Here is a 15,273-nt window from a genome sequence, read left to right on the forward strand (position 1 = left end):
GGGCAACAAGTATGAGGCCTCTTCCGTGTCCTTAAGGAGACTTCGCACACCGAGTGCACGAACCGGAAGAAATCAAGAAACGACTGCGGGCAAAAATAGTTCTCTGGGCCCGATTGCATAGGAAAGGGGAGTTAAATTTTCCGGTTTCCTACCAGTCGCGAATAAGTATAACGCATAGGGCGCCACGCCCGCACCATGACACCGCTACAGTAGAAGCATGCTTTCCACGATGATGGATATCCCCCTCTCCCTGACCCGCATTTTGGAGTACGGGGCCTCGGTGCACGGCAATACTACGGTCACCACTTGGCACGGCGAAGGCACCGGCTCCGAATTTGATCCGGCTGAGGAAGTAACCTTCCGCGATATCGCCGCCCGCGCCGCCGCATTCGCCCACGCCATTCATGATGATTTGGGCATCACCGGCGATGAGCGCGTTGGCAGTTTTATGTGGAATTGCGCCGAGCACCTTGAGGTAATGTTCGGTACCGCCTGCAAGGGCGCGATCTTCGCGCCGCTTAATAAGCAGTTGATGAATGATCAGATTCGCCACATCATCAACCATGCGGAAATTTCAGCCATCGTATGCGATCCCCGCTTGGCTCAGCAGTTGGGCAAGGTCCTCACCGGTACGACATCGGTAGCAAGCGTCATCATCACCGGTGCACAGCCGGCGCAACAATTCGCCCACCTCTTCCCCCGCGGAGTCGAGGTCTATTCTTATGAAGCCCTTATCGATGGCCGCTCTACCGTCTATGACTGGCCGGAGCTAGATGAGCGCACAGCCGCGGCGCTGTGCTATTCCACGGGCACCACGGGCGCACCAAAGGGCGTGCTCTATTCGCACCGTTCGCTGTATTTGGAGGCAATGCAGCTGCGCTCCTCGGACTCGCTGTGCATTACCCACGGTGAGACCTTCCTGTGCTGCATCCCCATCTGCCACGTTTTGAGCTGGGGCGTGCCGTTTACTTGTTTCATGACCGGCACCCCGCTCGTGCTTCCCGACGCCGACGTTTCCGCCCCCACCCTGGCCAAGGCCATCGCGGCCACTTCACCCCGCGTGGCGCATGGCGTGCCGACCATTTGGATTCAGCTTTTCGTTCACTACATGCACCATCCGCCAGAGCGCATGACGCTGACGGAAATTTATGCCGGCGGCTCCCCCGTTCCACCGCAGCTCATTAAGATGTGGGAAGAACGCTATGGCGTCGACGTCGTCCATGTCTGGGGCATGGTGGAAACCTCCACCGTCGGCAGCGTTGCCCGCCCACCCCAAGGTGCCTCGGGCGATACCCGCTGGGCGTACCGCGTATCCCAAGGCCGCATTCCCGCCTCGCTGGAATACCGCGTGGTCAACGATGGCCAAGTCGTGGCCCGCACCGACCGCAACGCCGGCGAGCTGCAGGTGCGCGGCAACCTCGTGACCGGCTCCTACTATCACTCGCCTACTGCGGAGCCCGGCGAGATCGCCTCCGAATTCCGCGGCAAACAGGTCGAAGCCGCTGAGGATAAATTTACCGCCGATGGCTGGTTGCGCACTGGCGACGTCGGATCGGTGACCAAAGACGGATTCCTCACCGTGGAGGACCGCGCCCGCGATGTCATCCGCTCCGGCGGCGAATGGATCTACTCCGTACAACTAGAAAACCTCATCATGTCCAATTCGCGCGTGGTCGAAGCGGCCGTGATTGGCTACCCCGACAAGCAGTGGGTGGAGCGCCCGCTTGCCGTTACCGTATTGGCGGAAGGCGTCTCACCTACCATCGAAACCGCCGAAAGCCTGCGCGCCAGCATGCGCAAGGAGCTTCCGAGCTGGATGCTGCCGGAGTATTGGACCTTCGTTAAATCCATCGATAAAACCTCCGTGGGCAAATTCGATAAGAAGGACCTGCGCGCACACCTGGCTGAAGGCGAGTACAACATCATCCGGCTCAAGGGCCCCGGTGAATCGCAACGCCTCGATCCCACCGGCCCGACTGAATTAAACCGGGAAACCCAGCAATAATATTGGCCCCATCGTTGTTAGAGCTTGGTGTACCCCGTCCCCTCTCTTAGACTGGCACCAATGACTTCTTCGAAGCACTCCGTGGTTTCGCTGCCCCTGCCCACCGTGGGCCGGGCGCAGCCGCCGGCGGATCTGCCCGCACCGGCCACTCATGGCACGCGCGCCCTGTTGGATCGCTATGGACGCCAAGCCCGAGACCTGCGCGTCTCCCTCACGGATCGCTGCAATCTGCGCTGCACCTACTGCATGCCGGCCGAAGGTTTGGAGTGGATGCCCACAGAGCAAACCTTGAGCGATGAGGAAACCATTCGGTTGATCCGAATCGGCGTCGGCAAGCTGGGCATCCGCCAGGTGCGATTTACCGGCGGCGAGCCGCTGCTACGCAAGTCGCTGGAGAAGATTATTGCCGCCACCAAGCAGTTGCGCACCGACGAAGGCCGCTCCCCATCCACCGCGCTGACCACCAACGGGCTTGGCCTAGAAAAGCGTGCCGGCGCCCTGGCAGCGGCTGGGCTCGACCGCATTAATGTCTCGCTCGACACCATCGACCGCGAGCGCTACGCCGCGCTCACCCGCCGCGACCGCCTTGACCACGTCCTTCAGGCCATCGCCGCCGCGGATGCCGCGGGCCTGCACCCCATCAAGCTCAACGCCGTGGTCATGCCCGGTGTCAATGAAGAAGACATCGTCCCGCTGGCAGACTATGCCGTCCACCACGGCGCCCAGCTTCGCTTCATCGAGCAGATGCCACTCGGTCCCCGCGAAAAATGGCGCCGCGAGGACATGGTGACGGCCGCGGATATTCTCACCCGCCTGCGCACCCACTTTTCCATGGAGCCCGCCCGCGAACCCCGTGGTTCCGCCCCCGCCGCACTGTGGGAAGTCAGGGCACCGGATGGCACGCGGGGCAAGCTGGGCATCATTGCCTCGGTCACCCACCCCTTCTGCGGCGACTGCGACCGCACCCGCCTGACTACCGATGGCGCCATTCGCAATTGCCTGTTTGGCAATTCCGAAACTCCGCTGCGGGATTTGCTGCGCTCCGGCGCTAGCGATGAGGACATCATGGCAGCCTGGGCAGGAGAAATGTGGACCAAAAAGCCCGGTCACGGCATCGATGACGAAGGCTTTCTCCAACCAGACCGCCCAATGTCCGCCATCGGCGGCTAACCTGAATCCTATGTCCACGCCCCGCAGCATCTCCGCGCACCTCGATGCCGTACTCGCGCTGGCTCCTACCCCGCCGGCCGAGCCCGCGGCCGTCGACGCCTCCCTCATCGGCCGTGTCCTTGCCGCCGCTGCCACCGCTCACTTTCCCGTGCCGCCCCACGCCAACTCGGCGATGGATGGCTTCCTCGTCCATGCCACCGACCTTTCCTCTGCTGGCCCGTGGACCCTCCCCGTCGCCGGTGATGTACCCGCCGGCGCATCACTCATCGATGTTCCTGCCGGCCGCGCCGTGCGCATCATGACCGGCGCGCCCGTGGCCGACACCACAGGAATGCTCGTCGTCCCAGTCGAAAACACCACCACCCCGGCCGGCCCCGTAGCACTCCCCGATGAGGTCACCATCACCGATGCCCCCACCAAGTCGCATATCCGCCCCGCCGGCGAGGACATCCAGCCCGGCGCGCCAGTGGCCACGGCCGGCACGCTTGTCGACGCCGCCGTGATCGCCGCCCTCACCTCCGCCGGCGTGTATTCCGTCTCGGCCTACCGCCGCCCACGCATTGCGGTTATTTCTTCCGGGGAAGAACTCGTCGCTTCCCCAGCGCAGCTCGCCCCCGGCCAGCTGCCGGATTCTAATGGCCCGATGCTCGCCGCTCTCTCTGGTGCAGATACGCACGTCCATGTGGGCGATGACCCTGCGGTCCTAGCCTCTGCGCTCGATGAGCTAGCCTCGTCCCACGACCTCGTCATCACCTCCGGCGGAGTCTCCGCCGGCGCATTCGACGTCGTCCACACCGTGCTGGGGCGCACTGGTTCTTCGTGGTTCGGGCACGTCGACCAGCGCCCTGGCGCGCCACAAGGCTACTCGCTGTGGAATAACACCCCGGTGTTGTGCTTGCCCGGCAACCCTGTGGCAGCTTTTGTCGATTTCCAGCTTTATGCCCGCCCCCTTATCGCCGCGCTTTCCGGACGCCCCGCGCCACGCCAGCGGGTCAACCTGCGCGCACGAGTGGACACGCACCTTCCCGCTTCACGGGGCCGCCCGACCATTATCCCCGTGACCGTAGACTTTCAGGAAGCGCCAACTATCACCTCGCACCTGCCCCACGGCAGCCACCGCATCGTGTCACTGGCTGGGACTAATGGCTTTTGTCTCATCGACTCCGAGCCGCCCGCCAAAGGCGAGGACATCACCGTTTATATGTATTAAGGAGCAACCATGGAATTTACCCACCTGAACTCTGACGGCGCCGCCTACATGGTCGACGTCACCGAGAAGCAGCCCACCGTGCGCACCGCCACCGCGGAGGGCGAAGTTGCGTGCTCACCTGAGGTGATGACCGCGCTGCGCGACGGCACCGTACCCAAGGGCGATGTCCTCGCCGTCGCCCGCATCGCCGGCATTTCGGCCGCCAAGAAGGTCCCCGAGCTGCTTCCGCTGGCACATACCATCGGCGTGCATGGTTGTGCAGTGGAGCTCACGCTTGCCGACGACCACGTGTCCATCTCCGCCACCGTCCGCACCGCCGATCGCACCGGCGTGGAGATGGAGGCGCTTACGGCCGTAAATGTTTCCGCGCTAGCCATCATTGACATGGTCAAGGGCGTGGACCGCTCCGCCTATATCCGCCGCTGCGGCATCGTGGCGAAGTCCGGCGGCCGCTCCGGGGACTGGTCCCGCACCCTCCCGGAGGCCTAATGCTCGGCGCGGTAATTCTCGCCGGCGGGCATGGCAGGCGCATGGGTGGCGCCGATAAGGCCTCCCTTTCCGCACATAGCACGCGCTTTATCGACCGCCTGCTCGCCCAGCTTCCCTACGGCACCCCGACCGTGGCCGTCTCCCCTCATCGCCTCGGCGTGCCTCAGGTGTGCGAGACCCCGCTCTACGGTGGTCCCGTCGCCGGCATCGCGGCCGGCGCCCAAGCCTTATCCCATTGCTCCGAGCTCGCCCTCTTTGCTGTGGATGCCCCCGATTCGCCGCAGCTGCTTCCCCATCTACGCGCAGCTCTCGCCTCTTCCACAGCCGATGCCGTGCTCACCCGTGCCGCCGACGGTTACCTCCAGCCCTTGTGCTCGCTCTGGCACACCCCTGCGCTCCGCGCGCAGCTCGAAGCCCTTCCCGCGACCCGCAACGTCTCTGTGCGCCGCCTTATCCGTGGAGCCAACTTCGTCGAGATTCCTGGCACCGGTGCCGAACGCGACTACGACACCCGGTCGGAGCTGCTCGAGCTCCCCTTGCTCTCCTCCCACTTCGCCCTTCGCGCTCACGGGGAGCCGCAACAAGCGCGATAAGGCCACTCCTGTGAGCGCCTAGAGTGGATGAGCTCTCGTCAATGCGGAAACCCGCCCTTCGCGCTCACCGTGGAGTCGAAATGCGACCACAAACGGTCGCCGGTGAGCGCGAAGGGCGGGAGTGGCGGAAACTGGGCGGGAGGAACGGGAAGGTGCTCCTTACTCAGTAACGATAAACTTGCCGTGCTGGCCCTTCTCCGCGTTAGTCATGATGTGATTGACAAAGGAATAGATTCCGGGCTCATTGAAGGTCATCTCGACAAAACCGCCCTGGGCAGGAAGAAGGTCGAGTGCTTGAGAACCGGTCGAGTCCTCATCCTTGATTAGATAAGCACCTTCCTTATAGGCGGTGTCGAATTGTTCGCCCACAACGTGGAAGCTCAGCGGCTGATCGGGGCCTAGGTTGGTCAGCCACAGGCGGACGGTATCGCCCACCTTGGCCTTGATGGGCTCTGCGTCGTATTGGCCGGGGTAGTAGTTGAAGGCCATGAGGTCGAAACGACCGTCGGCAACGCGCTGGGCATCGGCGCCAGTGTTTTCCTCGCCGAGGAAGACGTCGGTGGCCATGAAGTTATACTCCGCGTCAACGGGCTTCAGGTTCGGCGGATCGATGATGACGTTGCCGGCCATGCCGTTAGCAATGTGGAGGGACATGGGCGTCGTGGAGCAGTGATACATCCAGATGCCGGAGCGGTTCGCGGTGAACTTGTAGGTCAATTCTTGGCCCGGCTGGATGGATTTCATGGTCTCATCGGGATTGACTTCGCCGGCGTGGAAGTCGATGGAATGGGCCATGGAGCCTTCGTTTTTGATGGTGATTTCGAATTTATCGCCCACCTTGCCGCGCAGGGTCGGGCCGGGGGCCTGGCCGTTGAAGAGCCAGCGCATCTGCTTGATGCCGGGGGCGACCTCGACGACTTCCTCGGTCATCGTCCAGGTCTCTTTGTGCGTTTTCGTTTCGGCGGCCGGCCGCAAAGAGGCGTCGAAGGCGGAAAAGCCATCTCGTTGTGTGCCAAGTTCGGCCGCAGTGGGCACGTTGACGTGGGGATTGTTAGCGGAGGATACCGTGTGGTCGTGCCCTGCAGCAGGGCCATCTCCTACGTTGACCTTGAAGGTCATGCCCTGCATTTTGTGGCCGGCGATGGTGCAATAGCCTTCCTCGGAGGAGTCGATGACTCCGGCATCGAGTTGGACGGACTCGCCGGGGTCGACGCGGCTGGTTTCGGCGTCACCAATCTTTAAGTCATGGACTTGGTCGCCGGAGTTGGTGAAGTTGACCACTAGATGGGTGCCGGGGTCGATGTCCACGGAAGAGGGAGAAAATGCCATGCCGTCTACGCTGACGTCAATAGTCTGCGTTTCACCGGAAGCTACAGGCGCCGCGGAGTCAGAGCCCTTCCCGGTGGAATTGACCACCGCGAGCGCGATGACTGCCGCTAACGCGATGCCGATGAGCAGCCACGAGGCCCAGGAGGAATCTTTGGGTGCGGGTTTGTCCGCGGGTTGTGAGGAAGAAACGCTCAGCATTTAACTCTCCAGTCTTTCTGTAGGTAGATGGCTCGGCCGACGGCGAAGATATTGGCGGCAAGGCCTATCCCCATCATGATAAGCCCGGCCACGGTAGCGCCCAGCAATGTCAGCAGTCCGCCCACGTTGATGAGCAGCAATCGGGCGTAGCCGGTGCGCTCGGTGGTATCAGGGCGTGCGCCGGTAAGGATGGGAAGCAAGTGGTGAAGGACACCGGTTATTAGTTGCAAGAGGCCGGCACCGAGGAAGGCGGGCAGCAAAACCAGCGTGATGGTGCGCGGATAGGCGCCCACAGCTGCGGAAATGGCATCGCCAGCGCACAGCGCCAGCATCCACAGCAGGCCGGCGATAACGGCAACGGTGGCGGTGGTCAGCCGCGGTGAGCGCCCCATAACGGTGGCCAGGGCCGGTTGGATAATAAGCACCGCCGCCAAGACCACGAGCAGCTGGGCCACGCCTGCGGCTCGGGTAAGGCCCACCGCGTACAGCGCCATCGCCACGGAAAGGCCAACGCAGTGCACAACAAGCGCGCGAGTACACCTAGCACGGGCGATGGGCGAAATCGCGGTGGCAGAAAGTGTGGGGAGCAACGTGACCACCGTGCCAATGACGGTAAGCCATGCGAAACCCCAGCCCATGCCACGCGAGTGGGCGCCGACGAGGAGGGAATACTCGCCTACCCCATTGCCGCTGAGGATGACAAGCACCACGGAGATAATCATGAACACTGCAGCGGCGATGTAGAAGGGTACGGTTACGGCAAAGGAACCGGATAGCGAGCCGCGTAAACGCCGCAGGACAAACCACAGGTGCCAGGTAAGGGCGGCGATGATGAGGGCGGAGGCGGCGTCGGCAAGCGGGCCCCAGTCATACCCCGCCCTATCGATGAGTAGCAGGATAAGCCCGAGCTGCACTAGCCCCACGCGACTGCCGACGCCCCGATAGTCCCCACCCGCCGTCCGGGTCAAGGCCTCAGTGAAGTGGGTGGAAAAAACAATAATCGCCGTGGTCAGCGCGCCAATGGTAAAGGGATGAATGATATCCCACCACACCACCGGCGCGCCCAAGGATGCGGCAATGAGAACGCCGAGGCCTGCCAGCATCCACCCGGCGATAATGGCTGCGGTGAGGGTATGCCACCGTCCGCGGGCTGCCAGGGAAATGTCATTAATGTGCATGGCGTGCCTCCTGCCTGGTAAGGACGATGCCACAAGCAACGAACGCAAGCACTGCAATGATGGTCACCACTCCGCCTGTTTGAAAGGCCGTGTTGTGCTCAGCGCAATCGGCTAAAACGCGCACCGCTAGGCCACCGTGAAGAAGCCCCACCGGAAGGTATAGCGCCCCACGGTAAGGCAAACGGCGGCGAATGACGGAGGTGATAATAATCGGAGCGTGCGCGAAAATCATGGACATGACAAAGCCTAAGAATATGGCGTGCACAGAGGCGTCATAGGCAAAGCCGGTGGCCTGGCCGTAAAGGAGCCAGAAGTATCCACCGAGGGCGAGCCAGGCATAACCGGCCAGCATGCACGCCGCCGAGTAGCGCGGCAGCCCCTTTGAGCGCACCAAGTTTTTGGCCACGTCCACCCGCGCGGTAGCCGCGGCAATGGCGATGAGCACCAGGCCCATAACGCGATAGCCCACCGCTGGGGCAAGCACATAGATGACGCTCGCTGCCGCCAGCCCCAATACTAGGAGGGTGAGCTGGTCTTCGGCGCGCGTTCCAGCCATGGTCACGCGCGCTAGTTCCATGCGCTCGCCGATGATGGTGGCCACGGCATAGAGCGCGCACAGTGGCATCGCTGCGGCAAACCCCGGCCCCATGGCCCATAGCGTCGCAGCAGCTACTCCCCCAATAACACCGGCGGCTTGCACCACGATCGCCAGGCTAGCTTGACGGCAGTAGATGGTGACGTAGATAAAGCCAAGAACGAGGAACCCGGCGGCAAAGAACACGGCCGGGACTCCCCGCGGCAGGCCGGCGAGAATACCAAGCACGCCAACAACGTGGCACACGGGACCCGCCCAGGCCCACGTGGTGCGCACGGCTACGGCGCGTTCCAGGCCGATGGCTCCACCGAGGAAACCAAAGACCATGAGCGGTCCGTGGTCGGCGGCGAAGGACGCTCCCGGGGTGGCGTTCAGCCCTAGGAGGGCGGCGCCCGCAGCCAGGCCTACCAGCAGGGACAGTCCTGCGAAGGCGAGGAAAATGAAGCGATGCGCTACGCTATTATTTTGCACGGGTTTTATCGTACTAATATTGCTAGCAGAGCGAAACTCACGCCCCTCTAGAAAGGACTACACACCATGCAACTGCCTATCTCTGATGCCAATAAGCCGCATTCCATCCCCACCCTCAACGCCTCTGAAATTCCGCACGCTGTTCGCCACGGCGCCATCCATGGCGCGCTGGGCACCCTTAATGTGGGCGAAGCAATGATCCTCATCGCCCCGCACAACCCGATTCCCCTGCTCAAGGAAGTCGAAGCACGCGAGGAAGAATTCGAGCTCGACTACCTCAAGGAAGAAGAAAACGACTTTCACATCAAATTCACCCGAATGGGCTAGATGCAGGGCTTGTGGCAGCTATTCTGGGTAGGTCACACGCCCCTCTGAAAGGAGCCACCGCACATGAAAAAGCGCGTTATGGCACTCGTAGCGACCATCGGTGTCGCACTTTCCGCTTGCGCACCGTCGACCTCCACTAATTCCTCAGAGGGCTCTTCGACCACCACACTTGATTTATTTGCGGCTTCCTCCACGCGCGTGCTTAATGACGCGCTCAATGAGCGTGCCGGCCAGCTCAATCCATCGGTGAATCTGAATTTTGAAAACGGCGGGTCCTCCGATCTCGTCAGCAAGCTGCGCGAGGGCGCACCAGCAGATCTTCTCGTCGCGGCGTCCAAGAAGACCATGGACCAAGCAGTAGAAGACGGCACCGTCACCAAACCTAAGGTGCTCGCCACCAACGTCATGGTCATGGTGGTTCCTAAGGGAAACCCGGCCAATATTCACTCGCTGCAGGATCTTTCCCGCGCCCGCCACTTTGTGCTCTGTGATCCGCAGGTACCCTGCGGCGATATTTCCTCTCAGATCATCGATGACAAGCACCTCGACGTTCACCCCTCCTCCCAAGAGCGCCAGGTAGCGGACGTTTTAGGAAAGGTGTCTGCGGGTGAGGCCGATGCCGGATGGGTGTATTCCACCGATGCCGCCGCAGCTGGCGATGATGTCGAAGTAATTGACATTCCTGGGGCGGACAAATTCGCCAACCAGATTGTCGGCGCAGTCACGGCCGAAGCCGAACACCCCAAGGAGGCGCAGGAAGTCCTCGATCTTTTGGCCACCGACTTCGATTCCACCTGGCGCGAGCTCGGTTTCCAGCCGGCAGACTAGTCTATGTCTTCCCCACAACCCATCCGCCTAAAGTCACCGCTGATCATCGGCCTTATTGGCTTCATTGCGGTAGCCACCATCATTATTCCGGTGGCGGCCCTCGGACTGCGCGTGCCGTGGGCGCGCATCGGCGAATATCTCGCCCTCCCTGAGATCCGAGACATGTTGCTCATTTCGGTCGCGGCAGCTTTCCAATCTATGCTGCTCGCGCTGGTATTGGGCTTGGGATTGGCATTGTGGGTCCAGCAGCTTGGCCGCGGCAGCGCCGTTATCCGCCTATTGGTCTATCTGCCCCTAGCCATGCCGCCGGTGGTAGGCGGCTTGGCGCTGACCGCAGCCTTCGGCCGCAGAGGGTATTTGGCCCCGCTTCTCGACGCCCTAGGGATTCACCTCGCCTTCGCCTTTCCCGGCGTCGTGGTCGCACAGACCTTTGTGGCGCTGCCTTTCGTAGTAGTCGCGGTGGATTCAGCGCTGCGCCAGTTGGACGAGGAGATCCTGGCTTCTGCACGAAGCGTGGGCTTGGGACGCTGGGAGATCCTCGGCAAAATCACCCTGCCTTCTATTGCGCCCGCCTTGGCGACCGGCACCGGCTTAGCCTTCGCCCGCTCCCTAGGCGAGTTCGGCACGACGTTGACCTTTGCTGGCTCCCAGCCCGGGGTGACCCGAACCATGCCACTGGGCATTTACCTAGAGCGCGAGGTCGACGCGGACGGCGCTTATGTACTTTCGGCGCTACTTATCGGCCTGGCATTACTATGCCTGACGCTGGCAGGCTTGCCCGTCCTGCGGCGGCGGCACTACCAACCGCGGGCGCGGAAGTTGCACACCATGGACGTCGACAAGCTGCGCGAGCTCACCCGACCCGCTGAGGCTCCGGCCATCTCCGTGCAGGTCGATGGGGCGCGCACGGACTTTTCCCCGCGCGCTATTACCGCCATTGTGGGCCCGAACGGCTCCGGTAAAACCACGCTCATGGGGCGCATTGCTGGGCGTCTGAGCGGCGGCGAGGTCACGCCGAAAGGCACCGACATCGTGCTACTCACCCAGCGCCCAGGCCTGCCACCGCGCTCGACGGCGCTAAAGGCCGTCAGCATGGTCACCCGCGATAGGGCCCGCGCACAGGAACTGCTGGCGGCGGCGGGATTACACGAGCTTGCCGACGTCCCCGTTCCCGCCCTCTCCGGCGGCCAAGCCGCCCACGTGGCACTAGTGCGCGCACTGGCCGCACGGCCTGCCGTCCTTATCTTGGACGAGCCACTCGCCGCCGTCGATGTGAAATCCGCCGAGAGGTGGCGACGTTTCTTGCACGCGGCGCGCGAAGACCGGACCACGCTGCTTGTGACCCATAATGCGCTCGACATTGCGAACTTGGCGCGGGATATGCTGGTCATGGATTCCGGACGCGTGGAAGCGCACGACACTACCGCGCGCCTGCTGAACGCACCGCCTTCTGGCTTCGTTGCGGCGCTAGCGGGGCTCAACCGCCTAGAAGGGACCGTGACCGGCATCGGCGCGTCTACCACAGAGGTGACATGCGGCGATATTGTGATTCTGGCAACAACCGAGCACGCGACTCTGCAGCCCGGACAGAAGGTGGCGGTGACCTTCGATCCGCAGGCGGCCGCCCTAAATGACGCCGCGAACGAGGACAATCAATGGGATGGACGTGTTGTGGCTATCGAGGCAATTAGTCTCGGGTCCGCGCAGGTGCGTGTGGGATTAGGCGGTCAGGAAGTTACTGTTCCGGTCGACCGAGAGACCGCTTTAGGCATTGCGGCGGGCGACACCGTATCCTTATCCGTGTCTAAAACACGCGTCTTTGTCCACCCCAAGGCGGATTCCTACCATGCCTGATTCACTTCCCCGTCCCACCACTGAACTCTTCCCAGAGGCCCTCAACCTTTCGCCCAAACAACGCGAGGTTCTCACTGCCCTACAACGCCACCCTGATGGCGCCAAGGCAAGCACCGTGGCCAAGGAATTGGGCATGCACGTCAACACTGCCCGCGGGCACATCGATGAGCTAGTCAACGCTGGTGCTGTGAACGTAGTTTCGGCGCCGAGTAAGGGCCGCGGCCGCCCCTCCCTCATCTTCCAGGTCCGCGTGCCCGATAATAAGAAAATCGCTGAAGAATACATCACCTTGGTGGAGGTGCTGACCACCATGCTGGCGGAAAAGGATGCGCTTGATGACGATGCCTCTGCCAGGGCCATCGCTATCGGGCGCCGCTGGGCACGCGCCACAGGAACTGGGGAGTCCGAAGGTGCGCTCGGTACGCTCTTTTCCGCCCTGCGGGATATGGGATTTGACCCCGCCACTCGGCCGGATTCCGCGGACATTGATTTGCAGGCCTGCCCCTTCGTGTCCTCTGGCCTGACACCTTCGCCCTTCCTTTGTGCCATTCACGCTGGCTTCCTGCAAGAAACCAGCGATGAAGACACCACCATTAACTTGGTGCCACGCCAGCATCACAACGTGTGCAGGCTGGAAATTAAGCCTGCGTAAGCTCCACGCTGACGGGGCCGGCGACGGTGAGGTCAATGACGCGGAGGTTCTGCTCGCGGGCGTCGGCAAGAATGCCCTCATCGATGTCTTCGGTGTGCAGCACCATCACGGTGGGGCCGGCGCCGGAGAGGTAAGCTGCATAGCCGCGGTTGCGCAGGCGGTTGACCCACTCCGCAGTCACGGGAAGCACATCCGCGCGGTACGGCTGGTGCAAGCGGTCGCGGGTGCCCTCCCACAAAAGGTCCGGATAATTCTGCAGTGCGGCCACCTGCACCGCTGTGCGCGAGACGTTAAACGCCGCATCCGAATGGGTCACGTGCGACGGCAATACGCGACGCACCGCCTGGGTAGAAGCGTGGAAATCCGGCACTAATGCGGTGGCACGAATATCTTTGTGCACCTTGATAGAAGCGGCGCGGTAATCCGGCAACGAATGGCCATCGACCGGGACATTGGTCCAAGACACCACGGCATCCCCCAGCACGGAGGCGGCCGCATTATCGGGATGGCCTTCAAATGCGGAGGAAAGTTGGACCACCTGCTCCTGCGTCAGCGGGCTTCCGGCCAGCGCATTGCCGGCGGCCACGCCCGCCACTGCAGCTGAGGCAGACGAGCCCAAGCCGCGCGACTGCGGGATATTATTATGCGAGACCACGCGCAGGCCCGGCGCGGTAGCATCGGCCGCCGAAAGCGCCGAGCGAATTGCCTTGACCACCAAGTGCGAGCCGTCGCGGGGCAGGTCATCTGCTCCCTCCCCAAAAATCTCTACCTCAAGCCCGGAGGTAGTGACCTCCACCTCGACCGTGTCATAAAGGCTTAGCGCCATGCCCAAGGTGTCGTAACCTGGGCCAAGGTTCGCCGTGGAAGCGGGAACGGTCACGATTGCCTTGGTGCCGACTTCAACTTCGATACTCATAGCTGTCCAGTCTATTGCTCCGGGCTAGCTGCCGAGGCGGATTACGGAATGAACGGCCTTGACCTCATCTAGCTCACTCAAGTCAGCCACGATCTTGTCCAAGGTGGCCTCCTTAGCAGCGTGGGTGACCACGATAAGGCGGGCCGTATCTTCGCCATCCTCTTGGCGTACCGTGCGCAGGGATACGCCATTATTGGCAAAGGCGGTGGAAATAGCCGCGAGCACACCAGTGCGGTCTTGGACCTCCATATCGATGTGATAGCGAGTTTCCACCTCACCGAAATCTGCGATGGGCAGGTTGGCATAGGTATTCTCGCCCGGTGCGCGGCCGCCGTGGACAATATTGCGGGCTGCACCGACGACATCGCCAAGCACGGCAGAAGCAGTAGGATTGCCGCCCGCACCATTGCCATAGAACATCAGGGAACCTGCGGCCTCGGCCTCGACGAAGATGGCGTTATAAGATTCGCTCACGGAAGCCAGCGGGTGCTCCTTGGGCACCAAAGTCGGATGTACGCGGGCGTTGACGGCCTCGGAGCCGTCCTCACGCTGGAGGCGCTCGCAAATGGCCAGCAGCTTGATGGAAAAGCCGGCATCATTGGCCGCCGCGATATCCGCGGCGGTAACCTTAGTGATGCCCTCGCAGTGGACGTCTTCAAACTTCACGCGAGTATGAAAGCCCAAAGACGCCATAATGGCGGCCTTAGAAGCGGCGTCGTGGCCTTCAACATCCGCGGTGGGATCCGCCTCCGCGTAGCCCAAGCGGGTGGCCTCGGCCAGAGCCTCATCATAAGAAGCACCCGTGGACTCCATGGCATCCAAGATGAAGTTGGTGGTGCCGTTGACGATGCCGGAGATGCGCTCTACCTGATCGCCGGCCAAGGAACGGCGCAGCATGCCCACCACTGGGATGGCGGCGGCCACTGCAGCCTCAAAATACAGGTCTACGCCGGCGCGGTCAGCAGCTTCCGCCAACTCGTCGGCGTGCGCGGCCACCAGCGCCTTATTAGCGGTAACCACGGACTTGCCGGAATTAAGCGCGGCGAGGACCAGCTCGCGCGGGAAATCGATACCGCCGATGACCTCCACTACCAAGTCAATATCGTCGCGGGCGACCAGTGCCTTGGCATCATCGGTCAAAAGCTCCTGGGGCACGCCCGGGCGCAGCTTATTCTTATTTTGGATGGCGATGCCGCGAATCTCGGCTGGGCCGCCAATGCGGTGAGCAAAGGCATCAGCATTCTCTCCCAGCAGGCGGAAGACCTCAGCACCCACGGTGCCAAAGCCCAGCAGGGCGATACCAACGGTCTCGCCCTCGCCTTTACCGGAATGCTTTTGTGCCTGAAGCTCACTAGTCGGTGCAGCCATAGTCCGTCTCCATATTGAAGTTGGGGTCAACGTGTCGTTCCCGCTCAGTGCGGATACAGGACACTATACAGAACAAGCTGTCTACTTTCG

At 62.2% G+C, this 15,273-nt stretch carries 14 protein-coding genes; 9 read left to right on the forward strand and 5 right to left on the reverse strand.

Annotated elements, in window-relative coordinates; translation table 11 throughout:
* Window positions 1-217: 217 nt before the first annotated feature.
* From L8V01_RS04565 to mobA, 5 genes are read left to right on the forward strand one after another with little or no spacing between them, the layout of a single operon-like run.
* The gene (locus tag L8V01_RS04565; protein WP_269945967.1) at window positions 218-2,005 is read left to right on the forward strand and encodes a long-chain fatty-acid--CoA ligase; all 1,788 of its coding nucleotides are present in this window, start codon (window positions 218-220) and stop codon (window positions 2,003-2,005) included.
* Between the two features lie 60 nt (window positions 2,006-2,065).
* A complete protein-coding gene (gene moaA / locus L8V01_RS04570) occupies window positions 2,066-3,175 on the forward strand; it encodes a GTP 3',8-cyclase MoaA (protein ID WP_269945968.1) in 1,110 nt (369 codons plus the stop codon).
* A gap of 10 nt (window positions 3,176-3,185) precedes the next feature.
* A complete protein-coding gene (locus L8V01_RS04575; RefSeq protein WP_269945969.1) occupies window positions 3,186-4,385 on the forward strand; it encodes a molybdopterin molybdotransferase MoeA in 1,200 nt (399 codons plus the stop codon).
* Window positions 4,386-4,394: 9 nt separating this feature from the next.
* Complete coding sequence (moaC, locus tag L8V01_RS04580; protein ID WP_269945970.1) at window positions 4,395-4,874, forward strand: cyclic pyranopterin monophosphate synthase MoaC; 480 nt, start codon at window positions 4,395-4,397, stop codon at window positions 4,872-4,874.
* Window positions 4,874-5,467, forward strand: coding sequence for a molybdenum cofactor guanylyltransferase (mobA, locus tag L8V01_RS04585; protein ID WP_269945971.1), 594 nt, complete (start codon window positions 4,874-4,876; stop codon window positions 5,465-5,467). The genes moaC and mobA overlap by 1 nt, the downstream gene beginning before the upstream one ends.
* Before the next feature lie 159 nt (window positions 5,468-5,626).
* Here the strand turns inward: mobA and L8V01_RS04590 are convergent, their stop codons facing one another.
* Genes L8V01_RS04590 through L8V01_RS04600 form a run of 3 tightly spaced genes read right to left on the reverse strand, consistent with a single transcriptional unit; the run spans window position 5,627 to window position 9,238 of the window.
* Entirely contained in the window at window positions 5,627-6,994 is a 1,368-nt protein-coding gene (locus L8V01_RS04590; protein ID WP_269945972.1) for a multicopper oxidase domain-containing protein, read from the reverse strand.
* Window positions 6,988-8,172 (reverse strand): beta-carotene 15,15'-monooxygenase, encoded by a 1,185-nt coding sequence (locus tag L8V01_RS04595; protein ID WP_269945973.1) that lies wholly within the window; start codon window positions 8,170-8,172, stop codon window positions 6,988-6,990. Before L8V01_RS04595 ends, L8V01_RS04590 begins: the two co-directional genes overlap by 7 nt.
* The gene (locus tag L8V01_RS04600) at window positions 8,162-9,238 is read right to left on the reverse strand and encodes a hypothetical protein (protein ID WP_269945974.1); all 1,077 of its coding nucleotides are present in this window, start codon (window positions 9,236-9,238) and stop codon (window positions 8,162-8,164) included. The genes L8V01_RS04595 and L8V01_RS04600 overlap by 11 nt, the downstream gene beginning before the upstream one ends.
* A gap of 66 nt (window positions 9,239-9,304) precedes the next feature.
* Here L8V01_RS04600 and L8V01_RS04605 point away from each other — a divergent pair, with 66 nt between their 5' ends.
* The 4 genes from L8V01_RS04605 to L8V01_RS04620 all read left to right on the forward strand — a co-directional run bounded on the left by L8V01_RS04605 (window position 9,305) and on the right by L8V01_RS04620 (window position 12,899).
* On the forward strand, window positions 9,305-9,565 hold the full coding sequence (locus L8V01_RS04605; protein ID WP_269945975.1) for a DUF2249 domain-containing protein: 261 nt from the start codon (window positions 9,305-9,307) through the stop codon (window positions 9,563-9,565).
* A gap of 63 nt (window positions 9,566-9,628) precedes the next feature.
* Window positions 9,629-10,393 (forward strand): molybdate ABC transporter substrate-binding protein, encoded by a 765-nt coding sequence (gene modA, locus L8V01_RS04610; protein WP_269945976.1) that lies wholly within the window; start codon window positions 9,629-9,631, stop codon window positions 10,391-10,393.
* Between the two features lie 3 nt (window positions 10,394-10,396).
* Window positions 10,397-12,247 carry an ATP-binding cassette domain-containing protein gene (locus tag L8V01_RS04615; RefSeq protein WP_269945977.1) on the forward strand — a complete coding sequence of 617 codons (1,851 nt, stop codon included), beginning with the start codon at window positions 10,397-10,399 and terminating at the stop codon, window positions 12,245-12,247.
* Window positions 12,240-12,899, forward strand: a complete 660-nt coding sequence (locus tag L8V01_RS04620; protein WP_269945978.1) for a helix-turn-helix transcriptional regulator — start codon at window positions 12,240-12,242, stop codon at window positions 12,897-12,899. Before L8V01_RS04615 ends, L8V01_RS04620 begins: the two co-directional genes overlap by 8 nt.
* Here L8V01_RS04620 and thrB read toward each other — a convergent pair.
* Both thrB and L8V01_RS04630 read right to left on the reverse strand, forming a co-directional pair.
* Window positions 12,886-13,815, reverse strand: a complete 930-nt coding sequence (gene thrB / locus L8V01_RS04625; protein ID WP_269945979.1) for a homoserine kinase — start codon at window positions 13,813-13,815, stop codon at window positions 12,886-12,888. The two genes, L8V01_RS04620 and thrB, sit on opposite strands and share 14 nt — an antisense overlap.
* 24 nt (window positions 13,816-13,839) lie before the next feature.
* Complete coding sequence (locus L8V01_RS04630) at window positions 13,840-15,183, reverse strand: homoserine dehydrogenase (protein WP_269945980.1); 1,344 nt, start codon at window positions 15,181-15,183, stop codon at window positions 13,840-13,842.
* Window positions 15,184-15,273: the final 90 nt, after the last annotated feature.

Origin of the sequence: Corynebacterium curieae (assembly GCF_027570035.1) — a bacterium.
GTDB lineage: Bacteria > Actinomycetota > Actinomycetes > Mycobacteriales > Mycobacteriaceae > Corynebacterium > Corynebacterium curieae.

Coding starts and splice junctions, on each gene's coding strand:
- L8V01_RS04565 (WP_269945967.1), top strand. CDS start 218: ATGCTTTCCACGATGATGGATATCCCCCTCTCCCTGACCCGCATTTTG.
- moaA (WP_269945968.1), top strand. CDS start 2,066: ATGACTTCTTCGAAGCACTCCGTGGTTTCGCTGCCCCTGCCCACCGTG.
- L8V01_RS04575 (WP_269945969.1), top strand. CDS start 3,186: ATGTCCACGCCCCGCAGCATCTCCGCGCACCTCGATGCCGTACTCGCG.
- moaC (WP_269945970.1), top strand. CDS start 4,395: ATGGAATTTACCCACCTGAACTCTGACGGCGCCGCCTACATGGTCGAC.
- mobA (WP_269945971.1), top strand. CDS start 4,874: ATGCTCGGCGCGGTAATTCTCGCCGGCGGGCATGGCAGGCGCATGGGT.
- L8V01_RS04590 (WP_269945972.1), bottom strand. CDS start 6,994: ATGCTGAGCGTTTCTTCCTCACAACCCGCGGACAAACCCGCACCCAAA.
- L8V01_RS04595 (WP_269945973.1), bottom strand. CDS start 8,172: ATGCACATTAATGACATTTCCCTGGCAGCCCGCGGACGGTGGCATACC.
- L8V01_RS04605 (WP_269945975.1), top strand. CDS start 9,305: ATGCAACTGCCTATCTCTGATGCCAATAAGCCGCATTCCATCCCCACC.
- modA (WP_269945976.1), top strand. CDS start 9,629: ATGAAAAAGCGCGTTATGGCACTCGTAGCGACCATCGGTGTCGCACTT.
- L8V01_RS04615 (WP_269945977.1), top strand. CDS start 10,397: ATGTCTTCCCCACAACCCATCCGCCTAAAGTCACCGCTGATCATCGGC.
- L8V01_RS04620 (WP_269945978.1), top strand. CDS start 12,240: ATGCCTGATTCACTTCCCCGTCCCACCACTGAACTCTTCCCAGAGGCC.
- thrB (WP_269945979.1), bottom strand. CDS start 13,815: ATGAGTATCGAAGTTGAAGTCGGCACCAAGGCAATCGTGACCGTTCCC.
- L8V01_RS04630 (WP_269945980.1), bottom strand. CDS start 15,183: ATGGCTGCACCGACTAGTGAGCTTCAGGCACAAAAGCATTCCGGTAAA.